Raw genomic sequence first — 14,819 nt, forward strand, 5'->3', positions numbered from 1 at the left:
AGTCGTCGGCGCGCGCGCTCACTTGCGGTTCGTGATGAGGCTGTCGACGTTCTTGTTGGCTTCCTTATTCTCCTTCCGCTGCATCACCACTTCGTGCTTGGTGTCCTTCATCGACATCTCGTCACGCTTGCCCTGGGGCATCTCCTTCGGGGCCGCCAGGGCCGGCGTGACCGACCAGAGACAGGCCAGGCAAAGAGCAGCGCGCGCCGTAGTCTTGAACATGATGCCTCCTCCACTCAATCGACATTGCAGGACGTCTTGGCGATGCCGCCGGTTCCTCATGCGCGGATCACGGGCGTGCGATCCGTCGCGCGGATGATCTCAGCTCAGGGCTGGCCCGACGGGTTGATCGGCAGGGCGTCGCTTCCGAGCTGCACGCAGGTCAGCATCGCCACGTAGGACGGGGTGCCGCCGATCTGGCTCTCCGTCGCGCAGGTCCGGCGCTCCGCCACGTCGAACGTCGCCCAGCGCTTGATCAGGGTGCGCCGCGCGGCGGCCTCGTCGGAGAGGCACCCGCGGTAGCTCGCCCGGTCGACGGCGGTCGATCCAGCCCGGTGCTCCGGCGCGCAGATCGCCCGGATGTTGAAGTCCGGAACCCCCGCCGTCCGGGCGGAGGCCGCCAGGGTCCCGCCGAGGAGGAGTTCGAGTCCCAGGATGGTCGAGATCCAGAATCGCCGCACGCGACCCTCCCTCCTGTGCGCCGACCGGGCCGCGCCCGAGATCCGTCAGGCGCGGCCGTCGTCGGCGTTCGGTCACTTGCTGGTCTTGGCACCCGCCGTCGTGCCGGTGGCCTGCGGCGCGCCCTTGTCGGCCGTGGCGGCGGCCGCCTTCTGGGGCACCGCGATCGCGTCGATCACGTCGAAGCGCATGTTGTCCTGGGCCGTCTTCAGGGCGGCGTTGGCCTCGTAATACTTGCCCTGATTGATCAGCGTCGCGGCCTGATCGACGTCGGTGATGGTCTTGTTCAGGGGCAGGACCGCCATGGTGAAGTTGACGTCGACATGGGCGAGCTTGAGCTTCTCCAGGGCCCCCTTCTGGTCGCCCTGAGCGAGGTTCTTGTTCGCCTCGGTCACCGCGGAGGCCTTGGCGGGCGTGGCCACGAAGTCGTCGCCGAGGGTCAGCTGCGCGTCGACCGGGACCCAGGCCACCTGCTCCTTGGAGGCAGTCTTGGTATCGGCCTTGGTGTCGGCCTTGTCGCTCGGCGCAGTCGCCTTGTGGGCGGCCATGTCGGCCGGCGACTTGAGGTCGGCCTCGGCCTTGGTGAAGACCGCGTCGTCGGTCTTGGCCTTGGCGAAGGCGGCCTGCGCCTTGGCGATCATGTCCTTGGCTTGGCCGGGATTGGCCTCGAAGATCGCGAGGCGGGTGAGCTGGAGATCTCTGAAGCCCTGTGCGCCGTCCTTCGAGAGCTTGCCGACATCCTTGTCGACCGCCGCTTGGCTCGCGCTGATCTGCGTGCCATTGGTCTGGACGGCCTGCTCCGCCGCGTAGGCGGTTCCACCGAGGATTGTGGTGAGCACGAGAGCCGCAGCCATAGATTTGCGATAGGACATAGTAATATCTCCCTCTAGTGCCGGAGATAAGGCCTTCATCTGCATTGGCCTTATTCATTCCGTGTTCAGATAATAGATCAGCCACCATTTGGTCGCATGACCGGAAGATTAAAGAACGGCAATGCGCCGCCGGTCGTGGCGGGTGTCGGCGCGGCGGGTCTCAGCGCGGCAGGAAGCGGCCGGCGCGCGCGTCGAGCAGCGCCACCAGCGCCGGCGCCATGAAGTCGTGCACGTCGGGGATGTCGAGGCAGACGAGGCGGGTCCCGCGCAGGGCGGCCCCGAAGCGGCGCATCAGCTTGCGCCGGTGCGCGCGCTCCATGACGACGACGATCTCCGCCCAGGCGAGATGATCGGCGTCCACCGGCTCGTCGGCGTCGGGTGACACCCCCGCGCTGGCGGTCTCGATGCCGGGCAGCCGCGCGAAGATCTGTTCCGCGGTCGGGCTGCGGGCACGCGCCCGGCCGCAGACGAACAGGATCCTCACGCGCTCTCCGCGAGGTCGGCTTGCCGCTCGAACAGGGCGCGGTACGCCCCATTCGGGCGGCGCAGCAGGGCGGCGTGAGGCCCGTCCTCGACGATGCGACCGCGGTCGAAGACGAGGATCCGGTCGAGGGCCCGCACCGTGGACAGGCGGTGGGCGATGACGATGGCGGTTCGTCCGCGCATCAGCCGCGCCATGGCCTCCTGCACCAGCGCTTCCGACTCGGAATCCAGGCTCGAGGTCGCCTCGTCGAGGATCAGGATCGGCGCGTCCGCCAGGAAGGCGCGGGCGAGCGCCACCCGCTGGCGCTCGCCGCCCGACAGCTTGACCCCGCGCTCGCCCACCAGCGTCGCGTAGCCCTTCGGCAGCCGCGCGATGAAGTCGTGCGCGTTGGCGAGGCGCGCCGCCCGCTCGATCTCCTGCGCCGAGGCGCCGGGCCGGGCGTAGGCGATGTTCTCGGCCAGGGAGCGGTGGAACAGCACCGGCTCCTGGGGCACGATGGCGACCTGCGCGCGCAGGCTCGCCTGGCTCGCCGACGCCACGTCCTGCCCGTCGATCGTCACGCGCCCGCCCGACACGTCGTAGAGCCGCTGGATCAGCTTGACGAAGGTCGTCTTGCCGGAGCCCGAGCGCCCCACCAGCCCGACGCGCTGGCCGGCCGTAATCGTCACGGTCAGCCCGTCGTAGAGGGGCCGCGTGTGGTCGCCGTAGTGGAAGCGCACGGTCTCGAACCGGATCGCCCCGCCCGCGACCGCGAGCGGGACCGCGCCGGGCCGGTCGGCGACGCCGACGGGTTCGGCCTCCAGGGCGACCAGCTCCTCCATCTCGTTGATGGCCCGCTGCAGGTGGTTGATGTGGCCGCCGATGTCGCGGAGGTAGCCGTGCACCACGAAGGTCGCGGTCAGGACGTAGGCGACGTCACCCGGGCTCGCCCGCTCCCGCCACCACAGCCACAGGGCGATGGCGACGATGGCGGTGCGCAGGACGAGCAGCAGCCCGAGCTGGCCGGTGCCGCCCCAGGTGACGATCATCCACGTGCGCCGGGTCCGCCGCTGCCACTTCGCCAGCAGCCGGCCGAGCCGCGCCTCCTCCCGCGCCTCCGCGCCGAAGGCCTTGACGACGGCGTTGTTGCCGATCGCGTCGCTCAGCGCGCCGCCGAGGCGGGTGTCGAGGGCGTTCGAGAGCGCGGCCGCGGGCGCGATGACGCGGGTCGCGAGCAGCGCGGTCGCGCCGACATAGGCGCCCGCGCCGATCGCGACCGTCGCGCCGAGGGCCGGCCAGTGCAGGCCGAGGACCAGGGCCGTGCCCACGAGGACGACGAGCGCGGGCAGGAGCGACAGCAGCAGCGTGTCGTTGAGCCCGTCGATCGCCCACATGCCGCGGGAGATCTTCCGGACGGTCGAGCCCGAGAAGGTGTTGGCGTGCCACTCCGTCGAGAAGCGCTGGACCCGGGCGAAGCCGTTGCCGACGATGTCGCTCATGGTGCGCAGGGAGAGCGGCACCACGAGGCTCCAGGCGACGTGCCGCAGCAGCGCGGTGGCGAGGCCGAGCCCGGTCATCGCCAGGAAGGCCGGCCAGGCCGCGTCCAGCGCCGCGCGTCGGTCGCTCCCGGAGAGCGCGTCGACCAAGCGGCCCGCGAAGAGCGGCAGCAGCACCTCCGCCAGGGTGGCGAGCGTGATCGCGCCGGTGAGACCGGCGACGAGGGGCCAGCGCCTGCGCCAGCTGCGGACGACGAAGGCCAGGACGCGACGGACCGCGTCCGCCTTCCGGGGAGACGACAGAGACATGCGAGTGCCCGACGCGGGCGAGCGTCGGCTCCGGGTGACGCCGCGTCCCATCGCGAACGATGCGCGCCGGCGAGATCAGGCAGGATCGGGTTCAGAGGCGCCGGGCGGCAGGGCCGGGCGAGAGCGGGAAGCGGCTAGCCGACCCGCGCGGGGGCGCCGACGAATCCTGCTCGGAGGGTGGCAAACACAGCGATCATGCAGCTCCCTCCCTGGTACGAGCGCGACAGGAGCACGAGGCTAGGAGAGCCCGAACTGATTCGCAACGACCATCGCGAAGCTTCGGCCAGTCGCGACGGCCGATCCATGCACCCGGGTCAACCCTGCGGAGCCTGGGGAACGGTCACGCTTCGTTGAAAAGCTGACGCAACGCGGTGTAAACACTTCGCTGCAAACTGGGCCGTTGGGCGGCGCCTCGGTTGCGCGCCTCTCTCGGATCGCTGTCGCGGATCCGTACTTGGAGACCGACGGTGTCGCACTCCCTGGTGAACCGGGACGCGCTCGAGGAACTGACGGCCGTGATCGGCACGGAAAAGCTCGTCCGCATCCTCGATCGGTTCGTCGTCAGCCTGACCACCGCCTTCGAGGGACCGGATCGCGCGAACGACGATTACGGCCGCGAGGCGCACACACTGGTCTCGATGTCCGGCATGCTGGGCTGCGCCGAGCTGTCCCGGGCCTGCCGCGGCCTCGAGGAATCGGCCCTGTCGGGCGACGATCTGACCCGTTCGCTGGTCGACCTGAGGACCCTGCGCGACCGGACCGTCGCGGCCCTGCGGGACCTGCAGGCGGAGACCCGGCTGAGCGCCTAGGGCCGCGCGGCCGCGTCGGGATCAGGCGACCATCACCGCGTCGAGGGGCGCCTCGAAGGTCAGCACCGCCCCCTCGCGCGGGTAGCTCATGCGGGCGGTCCCGCCGAAGCTGTGGGCGAGGCTGCGGGCGATGAGCCGTGTGCCGAACCCCGTGCGGGTCGGTGGCGTGACCGGCGGTCCGCCGCTCTCCTCCCAGCGGAACCGGAGGGTCTGGCCGCCCTCTGCCTCGGCCACGTTCCACGTGATGCAGACCCAGCCGGCGGCCACCGACAGCGCGCCGTACTTGGCCGCGTTGGTTCCGAGCTCGTGCAGCATCAGCGCCAGGGTCATGCCGTGGCGCGGTCCGAGCGTCAGCTCGGGACCGGCGATGCGGAACCGGCCCGCGACGCCGTCCCCGTGGAGCGACACGGCGCCCTCGACCAGGCCACTCAGGGAGGTCCGGGTGAAGGAGCCCTGGAGCAGCACGTCGTGCGCCTTCGCGAGCGCCAGGAGCCGCGCGGCCAGGGCCTCGCCGGCTGCCTCCAGCGACGGCGCGTTGCGCATGGTCTGCGTCGCGACGGCCTGAACCATGGCCATGGTGTTCTTCATCCGGTGGGCGAGTTCCTGCATCAACAGCGTCTGGCGCGCCTCGGACAGCTTCTGGTCGGTGATGTCGCGCGACACCGCCAGGATCCGCTCGGGCCGGTCCGGCGCCGCGCCGATCGGCGTGACGGCCACGTCCCACCAGCGGAGCGCGCCGCCGGATTCCGACTGGGCCTGGAACCGGCTCGGGCGGCCGACCCGGGCCCGATCGAGCGCCTCGGCCACCGCCTCCCGGTCCTCGGGGCGCGTCCAGGCGTCGATCCAGGGCCGGCCGATCGCGTCCGCCTCGTCCCCGGCGGCGGACAGGGCCGGCCCATCCTCGCTGGCGGTGATCAGGCGCCCGTCGCGGTCCAGCAGTTCCAGGTAATCGTTCGGGGCCTGCGGCAGGCCGATCGCGCGCGCGCGGCCGGAGGGGCGCGGCCTCGCCTCGAGCCCGAGTCCGGCCGGTTCGCGGGGCGACGGCCCGCGGGGCGCCTCGACCCGCTCGGCCGCCATGCGACCGGCCTCGACGCGGCTCGCCGTCTCGATGATTCGGCCGAGCCGCCGGCTCCGCTGCCGCTCCCAGTCGGCCTGGGCGGTCGCCTGGCTGAGCAGGCTGCGCAGGCGGATGTTCTCCGCCTCGAGCGTCTCGACGCGGCGCTCCGCCCCGTCGATCCGCGGCCGTACGATGTCCACTTCCATCGCCCGCCCCCCTCGTCATCCCGACGGGGCGCCCGTGCGCGGCGCGCCGTCGGAGCTCCCCGACCGCGCGGCGCGGCAACGGATGTCGATGGCAGGGCCGCACCGGCGGTTCAGACCGCTTCTGGTGCCGGTTCCCCGCCCGCAGCCGAGCGAATCGTTGGATGTCTCACGCTAGCATGGCGCGCAGGATTATCAAATCAGCTCGGTATTCGCCTGCGGATGAAAACTTATGTTGGAGCCCTGTGCGGGTGCGAAGACGGTTACTTGTTTCGCATCAGCAGCACGAGCCAGCCGATCCCGAGGATAAAAATTATCAATCCGATCGAGACGAAGACGGGCGTGCCGAGATCGATGAGGCGGGGTGCGAGCTGCGTGGCGAAGGCCGCCACCACCAGGGCCACGGCGACCCGCGCGGCCGCGCGCTCGATGCCGCGGGTGACCTTGTCGAGGCCCTTCACCTCGATCTCGACGGTGACGCGACCCTGCTTCAGCCGCACCAGCATCAGGTGGATCAGGGTCGGCAGCTCCGAGGCGGCGCCGTAGAGGCCGACGCCCAGGGCCTCGGCCTTCTGCTTGAGGGCGGAGAGCGAGAACTGCGTCTGCATGCTCGCCCGGACTGTGGGACCGGCGGCGGCGAACAGGTCGAAATTCGGGTCGAGGTGGCGCATCACGCCGTCGGCGGTGACCAGTCCCTTGAACAGAATGGCGAGGTCGGTCGGCATCGCGAGGTCGTTCTCGCGGGCCATGTTCATGAAGTCGGTCAGCACCAGCCCGAGGTTCAGCGGGATCGACGAGTGGCTCTCCACGAAGGACTGGGCCGAGACCTGGAGGCGGGTGAGGTCCGGGTTGCTGGTGCCGGTCCAGTCGAGGAGCACGGCCATGAGGCCGTCGGCGTCCTGCTTGAGCATGGCGCCAATCAGCACGAGCAGCTGCGAGCGCCGCCGCTGCGACAGCCGCCCGATGATCCCGAAATCGATGAAGCCGATCTTGTTGCCGGGCAGGGCCAGCATGTTGCCGGGATGCGGGTCGGCGTGGAACACGCCCTCGATCAGCGCCATCTGCAGGAACGCGTCGGTTCCCTTCTGGGCGAGCAGCTTCTTGTCGATACCCGCCGCGCGGAGGGCCGCCTCGTCGTTGGGCGGGATGCCGTGGATGAAGTCCTGCACCAGCACCCGCTCGGAGCAGTACTCCCAGTGGATCTTCGGGAAGACGATGTCGTCGCGGTCCTCGAAGATCTGGGCCAGCAGCTCGCAGTTGCGCGCCTCGTTGAGCAGGTCGAGCTCGCCGTTGAGACCCTCCGCGAGGTGGCGCATCTGCTCCCGCGGCTGGTAGCGGGCCATGTCGGGCCACTCGTTCTCGACGATGCGGGCACCGTGCGCCATGAGGCGCAGATCCGCCTCGATGATCTTGCGCAGATTCGGCCGCAGCACCTTGACGATGACGTCCTCGCCCGAGTGCAGTCGCGCCCGGTAGACCTGTGCGATCGACGCCGAGGCGATCGGGTTGGTGTCGAACTCGGCGAACACCTCCATGGGCGAGGCGCCGAGATCGAGCTCGAGCTGCGGGCCGATCTGCTCCCACGTCACCGGCACGACCTGGCTGTGGAGCTTCTGCAGCTCCTCGGTCCAGGCCGGCGACAGGAGGTCCGGCCGGCTCGCCAGCACCTGCCCGAACTTGATGAAGGTCGGCCCGAGCGCCTCGATCGCCCGGCGCAGCCGCTCCGGCTCGGACAGGCGCGTGACGTCGACCCGGGGCTGCCGGCGCGGCAGGAGCGGCAGGTAGCGCAGGCCGAGCCGGTCCACGACGCGGGTGACGCCGAAGCCGATGAGGATCGTCGCGATCTCCGACAGCCGCTGGCGGTCGCGGGCGGCAACGAAGGCTGTCTTCAGCATGAATGGAGCGATCCGGTCGGACGGGATTGGGCGTCCGGACAGCACGAGCATAAGGACTTTTTTGCGGTCGCGAACCCCGGTCCCACCCCGCCGCTTCAACTTAAGCGGCGCAGAGCGGGGCCGGAATGCGCGCGGTCGGGGGCGTCGGCCGCCGTCAGTAGGCCGGCTCCAGCCCGCTGGTCCGATAGGCCTCGGCCGCCTGCGGCGTCGTCAGCCCGGCGAGGAATCGGGCCGCGCCGTCCCGGTCCGTCGCGCCGCGCAGGATCGCCGCCGCGAAGGTCGTCATCTCCTGCACCGGGTCGGGGAGGGGGCCGACCACCTCGATGCCGGGCACGACCATCAGCTCGCTGATCTGCTGGACGGCGATGTCGGCCTCCCCGGAGACCAGCTTCTCGGCCGTGAAGCCCTGCGGGATGATCGTCGCCCGGGCGTTCACCGCGTCGGCAAGGCCGAGCCGCGGCAGCAGGCCGGCGAAGTAGATCCCGCTGGCGCCGGTCCGCGAGTAGGCCACCGACCGCGCCTCCACCAGGGTGCGCTTCAGCGCCTCGACGGTCGCGATGTCCGGATGCGGAGCCCCGGCCTTGACGGCGATGCCGTAGCGCGAGCGCACCACGTCGACCCGGCTCTCGGGCTCGACGCGGTCCTCGGCGACGAGCCGATCCATGGCATCCGACAGGACGAGCACCGCGTCGGCGGTCTCGCCCTCGGCGAGGGTCTTCATGATGACCGTGGTCGGCGCCCAGTGGATCGCCGTCCGGCCCCCCGCGGCCTCGAAGGCCGGGACGACGTGGGCGTCGAAGGCGCCGCGCACCACCAGGGCGCATTTGAGGCGTATCTCGGGTCGCTCGTTCGGCATCGTGTGTCCAGTCTCTCGTCTCGGGAGGAGCGGTCGGGCGGCCGCGCGCCGAAGAAGCGGTCCGTCACCGCGGCGGCGCGGCGCGGGAATAGTCGATCGCCGTGAAGCCGCCGCCCTGGTAGCGCTCCACCACCGGGTTGCCGCTGGTCTTCCCCTCCAGCGCCGCCGCGTGGGAATCGGCGCTGTCCTGCGGCGTCCAGCCGATGACGGCGCGCCCGTCCTTCCGCCACCAGGTCATGCGGCTGTTGTTCGAGGCGCCCCAGATCACCACCGAGCCCGTCGGGCCGAGGTCCGGGGCCAGGGTGGCGCGGGTGATCAGCCGGGTCAGGTCGGCGTAGGACAGCCACGTGGCCAGCATCCGCGCGTCGGTCGGCTCCGGGAAGCACGAGCCGATCCGCAGGAAGACGCTCTCGACCCCGTGCTTGTCGCGGTAGAGGCCGCCCATCAGCTCGCCGTAGGCCTTGGACAGGCCGTAATAGCCGTCGGGCGCGAGGCCGCAATCGTCGTCCAGCACCTCGGACCGCGGGTGGAAGCCGATCGCATGGTTCGACGAGGCGAAGATCATCCGGGCGCCCTCGCGCCGGGCCGCCTCGTAGGCGTGGTAGAGGCCGCGAATGTTCGGGCCGATCACGGTCTCGAACGGGTGCTCCACCGAGATCCCCCCGAAATGGAGGATCGTGCCGCAGCCCTCCGCCAGCCGGAGGATCGCCGGCCCGTCCTCCAGGTCGGCGACCTGGAACCGCGCCCCCTCCGGCAACGGGTCGGGGAAGGGGACGCGGTCCGTGAGCCGGAGCGTCCAGCCCTGCGCGCCGAGCGCGCGGGTCAGGACGCGCCCGAGGGCGCCGGAGGCTCCGGTCAGGAGGACGGGTTTGGGCGGGACGGTCTCGGGGCTCATGGGACGCTGCTCCAGATTCCGGCGGACTTGATCGGACAGCCTCGGTCAGACGGCCTTGGCCGCGGTGAGGGGGCCGGCTTCCGCCGGGTTGCGCGGCCGCCGCACGAAGATCGCCATCGCGACGACGCCGGCCGCCGCGATCAGGGCGGCGATCACGAAGGCGCTGGCGTAGCCCCCGAGATACTGCACGGCCAGTCCCGTGGCAGTCGGCCCGATGATGCCCGAGATGTTGCTCAGGAGGTGGATGAAGCCGCTGACGCCGCCGACCCGGGCCTCGGGCACCAGCTCGTGGATCGTCGCCCAGCAGGATTGCACCGAGCTGGTCAGCATCAGCACGGCGAGCGCGATCAGCGAGACCGCCATGGCGGTGCTGGTCGCGGCGTTGACCATGATCAGGGCCACCCCCGCGATGGCGAGCGGCACGATCGTGGTGATCTTCCGCGCGGCGAGCTTGTCGCCCATGCGCGTGTAGACGAAGTCCGCCACCACGCCCCCGCCGACATAGCCGACGAAGCCGCAGGCCCAGGGGATCGACGCCACGAGCGCCATCTCCTTCACCGGCATGTGCAGCGCGTCGGTGAGATAGCTCGGGAGCCACGAGAGGAAGATGTAGAGGGTGTAATTCACCGCGAACATGCCGAGCCCGAGCGACAGGGTGCTCGGCAGGAACAGGTACTCCTTCAGCGAGCGGGCATGGTCGGAGGGCGCGAGGTGCGTGACCGCCCGGCTGCGCTCCACGAGGGCGATCTCCTCCGGATGGACCCGCGGGTTGTCCTGCGGCCGGTCGGTCATCAGCATCCGCCACGCCACGACCCACAGCAGGCCGACGGCGCCGATGGCCACGAACGCCACGCGCCAGCCGTACTGGATCGCCAGCAGGCCGACGACCGGCGCCGCGATGGCGCTGCCCACCGTCTGGCCCGAGAAGGTGAAGCCGATGGTCCGAGCGGTCTCCTCGCGGGGGAACCACGTGGTGATGGTGCGGTTCGTGGTGGAGTTCATCGGCCCCTCGGCGAAGCCGAACAGGGCGCGGACGATGAACATCTGGGCGAAGCCGGTCACCGCCCCTGTGAGCATGCACAGGACCGACCAGGAGGCCGCCGCCCAGCTGTAGACGCTGCGCGGCCCATAGCGGTCGGCGAGCTGCCCGCCCACGAAGGCGAACAGCGCGTAGCCGAAGAAGAACGTGCTGAAGATCACCCCCAGCTCCGAGGGCGACAGGTTCAGGTCCTGCTTGACGAAGGGCGCGGCGACGCCGAGCGCGGCTCGGTCCATGTAGTTGATGATACCGGCGATGAACAGCAGGAACGCGATCAGGAACCTGTAACGCTTGGCGAACATGGGCATCCTCCAGAATATTCATGATTTTCTTTTCTTGTTTGCTTGGTGCGGCCCGGCGGTCAGAGGTCACGGCTCGACCGCCGCCGGTTCCGCCTCTCTTGCCCCTTCGAGGGGCATGGTCGGGCCCGCGCGCGGCGCGGGCCTGAACGCGTCGGCGCCTCCTACAGGAACGCGATCGTGCAGGGACTGAGGCTCGGGCGCGAACCGGTCCGAGTGAGGTCTCCGCTCTCGGGATCGATGGCGAAGGCGACGAGGCAGTCGCCCTGCTCGTTGGCGACGAGCAGGTGGCCTCCGTCCGGTGCCAGGACCATGAAGCGCGGGTCGCGGCCGCCGGAGGACGTCCAGCCCGCGGGTTCGAGGCGCCCGGCCGGGTCCGCCCGGAACCGCGCGATCCCGTCCTGTCCGCGGTTCGACGCGTAGACGAATCGTCCGTCGGGCGTGACCGCGATGGCCGCGGCGGTGCTCGCGCCGAAGAAGTCCGGCGGCAGGGTCGAGACGAGGTGCAGGGGCGTCAGCGCTCCGGCGTCCGCGTCCCACCGGCAGGTGGCGACGCTCGAGTCGAGCTCGTTGACCAGGAAGGCGAGCGGCTCATGCGGGTGGAACGCGATGTGGCGCGGGCCGGCGCCGGGACGCATGGCGGTTTCCGAGACGATGGCGAGCCGCTCACCCGCGAGCTTCAGGACGAAGACGCGGTCGAGGCCCTTGTCGGGGACGATGACGTGGCGACCGTCGGGTGACAGGACCACGTGGTGCGGGTGGGCGCAGGCCTGCTCGGTTCGGTGCGGGCCCGGCTCGCCCGGGAGCGGCAGCACTTGGCACGCGGGCTCCAGGCCGCCATCGGCGCGCACCGGCATGAGGGCGACCGATCCGCTGGCGTAGTTGGCCACGATCAGGAACCGACCCCCGGGGTCGAGGGCCTGGTGCACGCTGTTGGTGCCGCCGGTGGCGGCGCTGCCGAGGCCACGCAGGGTGCCGTCGGGCTCCAGCGCGAAGGCGCTCGCTGCCTCGCCGTCGCCCTGGACCGTGTAGAGGATCGCGCGCGCCGGGTCGGTCACCAGGAAGGACGGGTTCGTCAGGTTCTCGACCCGGCCGAGATGCGTCCAGTCGCCGAGGTCGCGACCGGTCCGGTAGATGTCGATGCCCCGGCCGCGCGCCCGGCGCCGCTCGGTGGTGAAGCAGCCCACGAAGGCGAGGCCGCGGGGGGCGGGGTCGGTCATGCGGAGCATCCGGATCGGGGACGGGGCTGCGGGGACAGCCGGCGGGATCGACGGTGCAGGGATGCCGGGCGCCCGGGCGCGGCGGCCCCGGCGCCCCGGGCGGCTGTCCCGCTGCCGCTCGCCGGCGCGCCGCGCGTGTCCGGGAAGCCGATCACGGTCGATCCTCCCGCCATCGGCTCAGGCCCGCCGCGGGGTGCGGCGCAGGAAGTCGGGATTGAGTTCGGACAGGCGATTCACCCCGATCAGCGCCATGTCGCGGTTGAGTTCCTCCTTGAGGATCCGCATCGCGTGCTCGACCCCCGCGGCGCCCCCGAGCGCCGCGGCGAACATGAAGGGCCGGCCGAGCAGGACGAAGTCGGCGCCCAGCGCCAGCGCCTTCATCACGTCGGTGCCCCGGCGGATGCCGCTGTCGACGATGATCTTCAGCCCGCCCTTCCGGGCGGCGATCTCCGGCAGCACGTCGAGGGGGGCGACGGCGTAGTCGAGCTGGCGGCCGCCGTGGGTCGACAGGATCACGCCGTCGGCGCCGCACTCCCGCGCGATGTCGACGTCCTCGGGCGCCAGCAGGCCCTTCACCAGCAGGTTGCCGGACCACCGCTTGCGGATCGCCTCCAGGTTCTTCCACGAGAGCTGGTCGCGGGCGATGGTGTTGCGCACCGCGCCCTGGGACATCATCGGCGGCCCGCGCTCGGCCTCGGTGTTCTCGAAGTGCGGGGCCCCGTGCTTGAGGAAGGTCCGGGCGACGGTTCCGAGCAGCCAGCGCGGGTGGGTGGCGCTCTGCCACGCCACCTTCGGCGTGACCTTGATCGGCATGGAGAAGCCGCTGCGAATGTTGTGCTCGCGGTTGCCGAGGGTCGGCGTGTCGGCGGTCACCACGAAGGTCCGGTAGCCGGTGGCTTCGACCCGGTCGAGGAGGCGGTCGATCCGGTTCTGGTCGCCCGGCAGGTAGCCCTGGAACCAGGCCTGCGGGTTCTGGGCGTGGACGTCCTCCAGCCTGATCAGCGAGGACGCGCTCAGGCACATCGGCAGGTTCATCCGCCGGGCCGCCTCGGCGAGCACGAGGTCGCCCCGGTAGGCGATGAAGGCGGCCCCGCCCAGCGGCCCGATCCCGAACGGCGCCGCGTAGGTCTGGCCGAACAGCGTGGTGGCGGTGTCCCGCGCCGAGGTGTCCCGCATCAGGCGGGGGACCAGGGCGTAGTCGGCGTAGGCGCCGCGGCTCTGCGCCAGGGCCGAGCCGGTCTCGACCCCGCCGGCCACGTACTGGAAGATCATCGGCGGCAGGAGCTTGCGGGCGTGCCGCTCGAAATCGTCGAGGGCCAGCAGGTCGCGGAACCGGTAGGGCGTCACCGCGTCGCTGCGCTTCAGGCTGGTGATGATGGCCTGCGGGGCCGCGATGCCCGGCGCCGCGGCGTCCGCGCCGCCGACGGTCGGCGCGGCGCGCTCTGGGGCTCCCAGTCCGGAGGCCGGCCGGTCGAGCGTCGCCATCGGATCCTCCTGTGGGCCGCCCGATCGAGCAGCCTCTTGAAAGCGCTTTCAGATAGCCAGCGGTCGGGTGGGGTGTCAATATACTGCCGGTTCGGCCCGCTTCTGCTGGCCGGGCATCGCCGCGTCGCGTATCCGGGGCCGACGCGCTGCCCCGCGGGGCCGTTCGGGAGGAGGATCGATCTCAGTGCTGGACCTGCCGGAGGAGATCCTCGAGCCGCCGACGCGCAGCCCGGTTGCCCGGGACGTCGCCCGCCGCGCCGGCGTCTCGACTGCGACGGTGTCCCGGGTGCTGAACGGCTCCGCCGGCGTCCGGGCCGACAAGCGCGCGGCGGTGATGCGGGCCGCGCAGGATCTCGGCTTCGTCGCCAACGGGGCGGCCCGGGCGCTCTCGACGCGCCGCTTCATGGCCGTCGGCGCCGTCGTGCCGAACATCGAGAACGAGGCCTTCGTGCGCGTCCTGTCGAGCTTCCAGGACCGGCTGCGGCAGGCGGGCTACACCCTGGTGGCGGCCAATGCCGGCTACGACCTGGAGGACGAGCTCCGCGAGGCGACCTTCCTGCTGGAGCGCGGCGTCGACGGACTGATGCTGGTCGGCGACATCCACCACCCGGACCTCCACGCCCGGATCGCCCGCGCCGGCATCCCGATGGTGCAGACCTTCAGTCTGTCCCGCGAGCGCCCCTGCGTGGGCTTCGACAACGCTGCCTCGGCGGCCCGGGCGGCCAACTACCTGATGGATCTCGGCCATCGCCGGATCGGGGTGATCTCGGGCCTGCGCAAGGACAACGACCGCGGCGGCGCCCGGGTGACGGGCATCGCGGCGGCGCTCGCGGCCCGCGGCCTGCGGCTCGCCCCGGAGCACGACATCGAGATCTCCTACGGGATCGGCGGCGGCCGCGACGGGTTCCGCCAGATGCTGGCCGGCGGCCCGCCCCCGACCGCGATCATCTGCGGCACCGACCAGATCGCCTTCGGGGCGATGATCGAGGCGCGGGCAAGGGGGCTCTCCATTCCCGGCGACCTGTCGGTGATCGGCCACAACGATTCCGACTTCGCGCCCTTCCTCGACCCGGCGCTGACGACGATCCGCATCCACTCCGCCGAGATCGGCCACGCCGCCGGCGACCACCTGATCGCCCGGATCCAGGGGCGGCCGATGGTCCGTCTCACCGAGATCGACGCCGAGCTGATCCTGCGCGCCAGCACGGCTCCGCCGCGGCGTGCCGACGCCTGACCTGCGCTA

14 protein-coding genes are annotated in these 14,819 nt (G+C 71.3%); 2 read left to right on the top strand and 12 right to left on the bottom strand.

Annotated elements, in window-relative coordinates:
- Window positions 1-18 precede the first annotated feature (18 nt).
- The 5 genes from C4T42_RS13565 to C4T42_RS13585 all read right to left on the bottom strand — a co-directional run bounded on the left by C4T42_RS13565 (window position 19) and on the right by C4T42_RS13585 (window position 3,818).
- Window positions 19-222 carry a hypothetical protein gene (locus tag C4T42_RS13565; RefSeq protein ID WP_020093001.1) on the bottom strand — a complete coding sequence of 68 codons (204 nt, stop codon included), beginning with the start codon at window positions 220-222 and terminating at the stop codon, window positions 19-21.
- 104 nt (window positions 223-326) lie between these two features.
- A complete protein-coding gene (locus C4T42_RS13570; RefSeq protein WP_056533079.1) occupies window positions 327-680 on the bottom strand; it encodes a hypothetical protein in 354 nt (117 codons plus the stop codon).
- Window positions 681-752: 72 nt separating this feature from the next.
- A complete protein-coding gene (locus C4T42_RS13575; protein ID WP_244603203.1) occupies window positions 753-1,532 on the bottom strand; it encodes a YfdX family protein in 780 nt (259 codons plus the stop codon).
- Between the two features lie 178 nt (window positions 1,533-1,710).
- Window positions 1,711-2,034, bottom strand: coding sequence for a low molecular weight phosphotyrosine protein phosphatase (locus C4T42_RS13580; RefSeq protein ID WP_020093004.1), 324 nt, complete (start codon window positions 2,032-2,034; stop codon window positions 1,711-1,713).
- Window positions 2,031-3,818, bottom strand: coding sequence for an ABC transporter ATP-binding protein (locus C4T42_RS13585; RefSeq protein WP_103985220.1), 1,788 nt, complete (start codon window positions 3,816-3,818; stop codon window positions 2,031-2,033). The genes C4T42_RS13580 and C4T42_RS13585 overlap by 4 nt, the downstream gene beginning before the upstream one ends.
- Before the next feature lie 467 nt (window positions 3,819-4,285).
- On the opposite strand from C4T42_RS13585, the gene C4T42_RS13590 reads away from it, so the two are divergent.
- Complete coding sequence (locus tag C4T42_RS13590; protein WP_020093006.1) at window positions 4,286-4,627, top strand: Hpt domain-containing protein; 342 nt, start codon at window positions 4,286-4,288, stop codon at window positions 4,625-4,627.
- 21 nt (window positions 4,628-4,648) lie between these two features.
- On the opposite strand, the gene C4T42_RS13595 is transcribed toward C4T42_RS13590, so the two are convergent.
- The 7 genes from C4T42_RS13595 to C4T42_RS13625 form a co-directional block, all read right to left on the bottom strand.
- Complete coding sequence (locus C4T42_RS13595; protein ID WP_103985221.1) at window positions 4,649-5,890, bottom strand: HWE histidine kinase domain-containing protein; 1,242 nt, start codon at window positions 5,888-5,890, stop codon at window positions 4,649-4,651.
- A gap of 260 nt (window positions 5,891-6,150) precedes the next feature.
- Complete coding sequence (locus C4T42_RS13600; protein WP_020093008.1) at window positions 6,151-7,782, bottom strand: AarF/UbiB family protein; 1,632 nt, start codon at window positions 7,780-7,782, stop codon at window positions 6,151-6,153.
- Window positions 7,783-7,936: 154 nt separating this feature from the next.
- Window positions 7,937-8,638: a substrate-binding domain-containing protein gene (locus C4T42_RS13605; protein ID WP_103985222.1), complete on the bottom strand. Its 702-nt coding sequence runs from the start codon at window positions 8,636-8,638 to the stop codon at window positions 7,937-7,939.
- Between the two features lie 64 nt (window positions 8,639-8,702).
- Window positions 8,703-9,533 (bottom strand): NAD(P)-dependent oxidoreductase, encoded by an 831-nt coding sequence (locus C4T42_RS13610; RefSeq protein WP_020093010.1) that lies wholly within the window; start codon window positions 9,531-9,533, stop codon window positions 8,703-8,705.
- Between the two features lie 45 nt (window positions 9,534-9,578).
- On the bottom strand, window positions 9,579-10,874 hold the full coding sequence (locus C4T42_RS13615; protein WP_020093011.1) for an MFS transporter: 1,296 nt from the start codon (window positions 10,872-10,874) through the stop codon (window positions 9,579-9,581).
- A 161-nt stretch (window positions 10,875-11,035) separates the two neighbouring features.
- The gene (locus C4T42_RS13620; RefSeq protein ID WP_234081191.1) at window positions 11,036-12,091 is read right to left on the bottom strand and encodes a lactonase family protein; all 1,056 of its coding nucleotides are present in this window, start codon (window positions 12,089-12,091) and stop codon (window positions 11,036-11,038) included.
- Between the two features lie 177 nt (window positions 12,092-12,268).
- The gene (locus C4T42_RS13625) at window positions 12,269-13,576 is read right to left on the bottom strand and encodes an alpha-hydroxy acid oxidase (RefSeq protein WP_020093013.1); all 1,308 of its coding nucleotides are present in this window, start codon (window positions 13,574-13,576) and stop codon (window positions 12,269-12,271) included.
- 184 nt (window positions 13,577-13,760) lie between these two features.
- On the opposite strand from C4T42_RS13625, the gene C4T42_RS13630 reads away from it, so the two are divergent.
- Window positions 13,761-14,810, top strand: coding sequence for a LacI family DNA-binding transcriptional regulator (locus C4T42_RS13630; protein WP_020093014.1), 1,050 nt, complete (start codon window positions 13,761-13,763; stop codon window positions 14,808-14,810).
- Window positions 14,811-14,819 lie beyond the last annotated feature (9 nt).

Origin of the sequence: Methylobacterium sp. 190mf, assembly GCF_900107945.1 — a bacterium.
GTDB lineage: Bacteria > Pseudomonadota > Alphaproteobacteria > Rhizobiales > Beijerinckiaceae > Methylobacterium.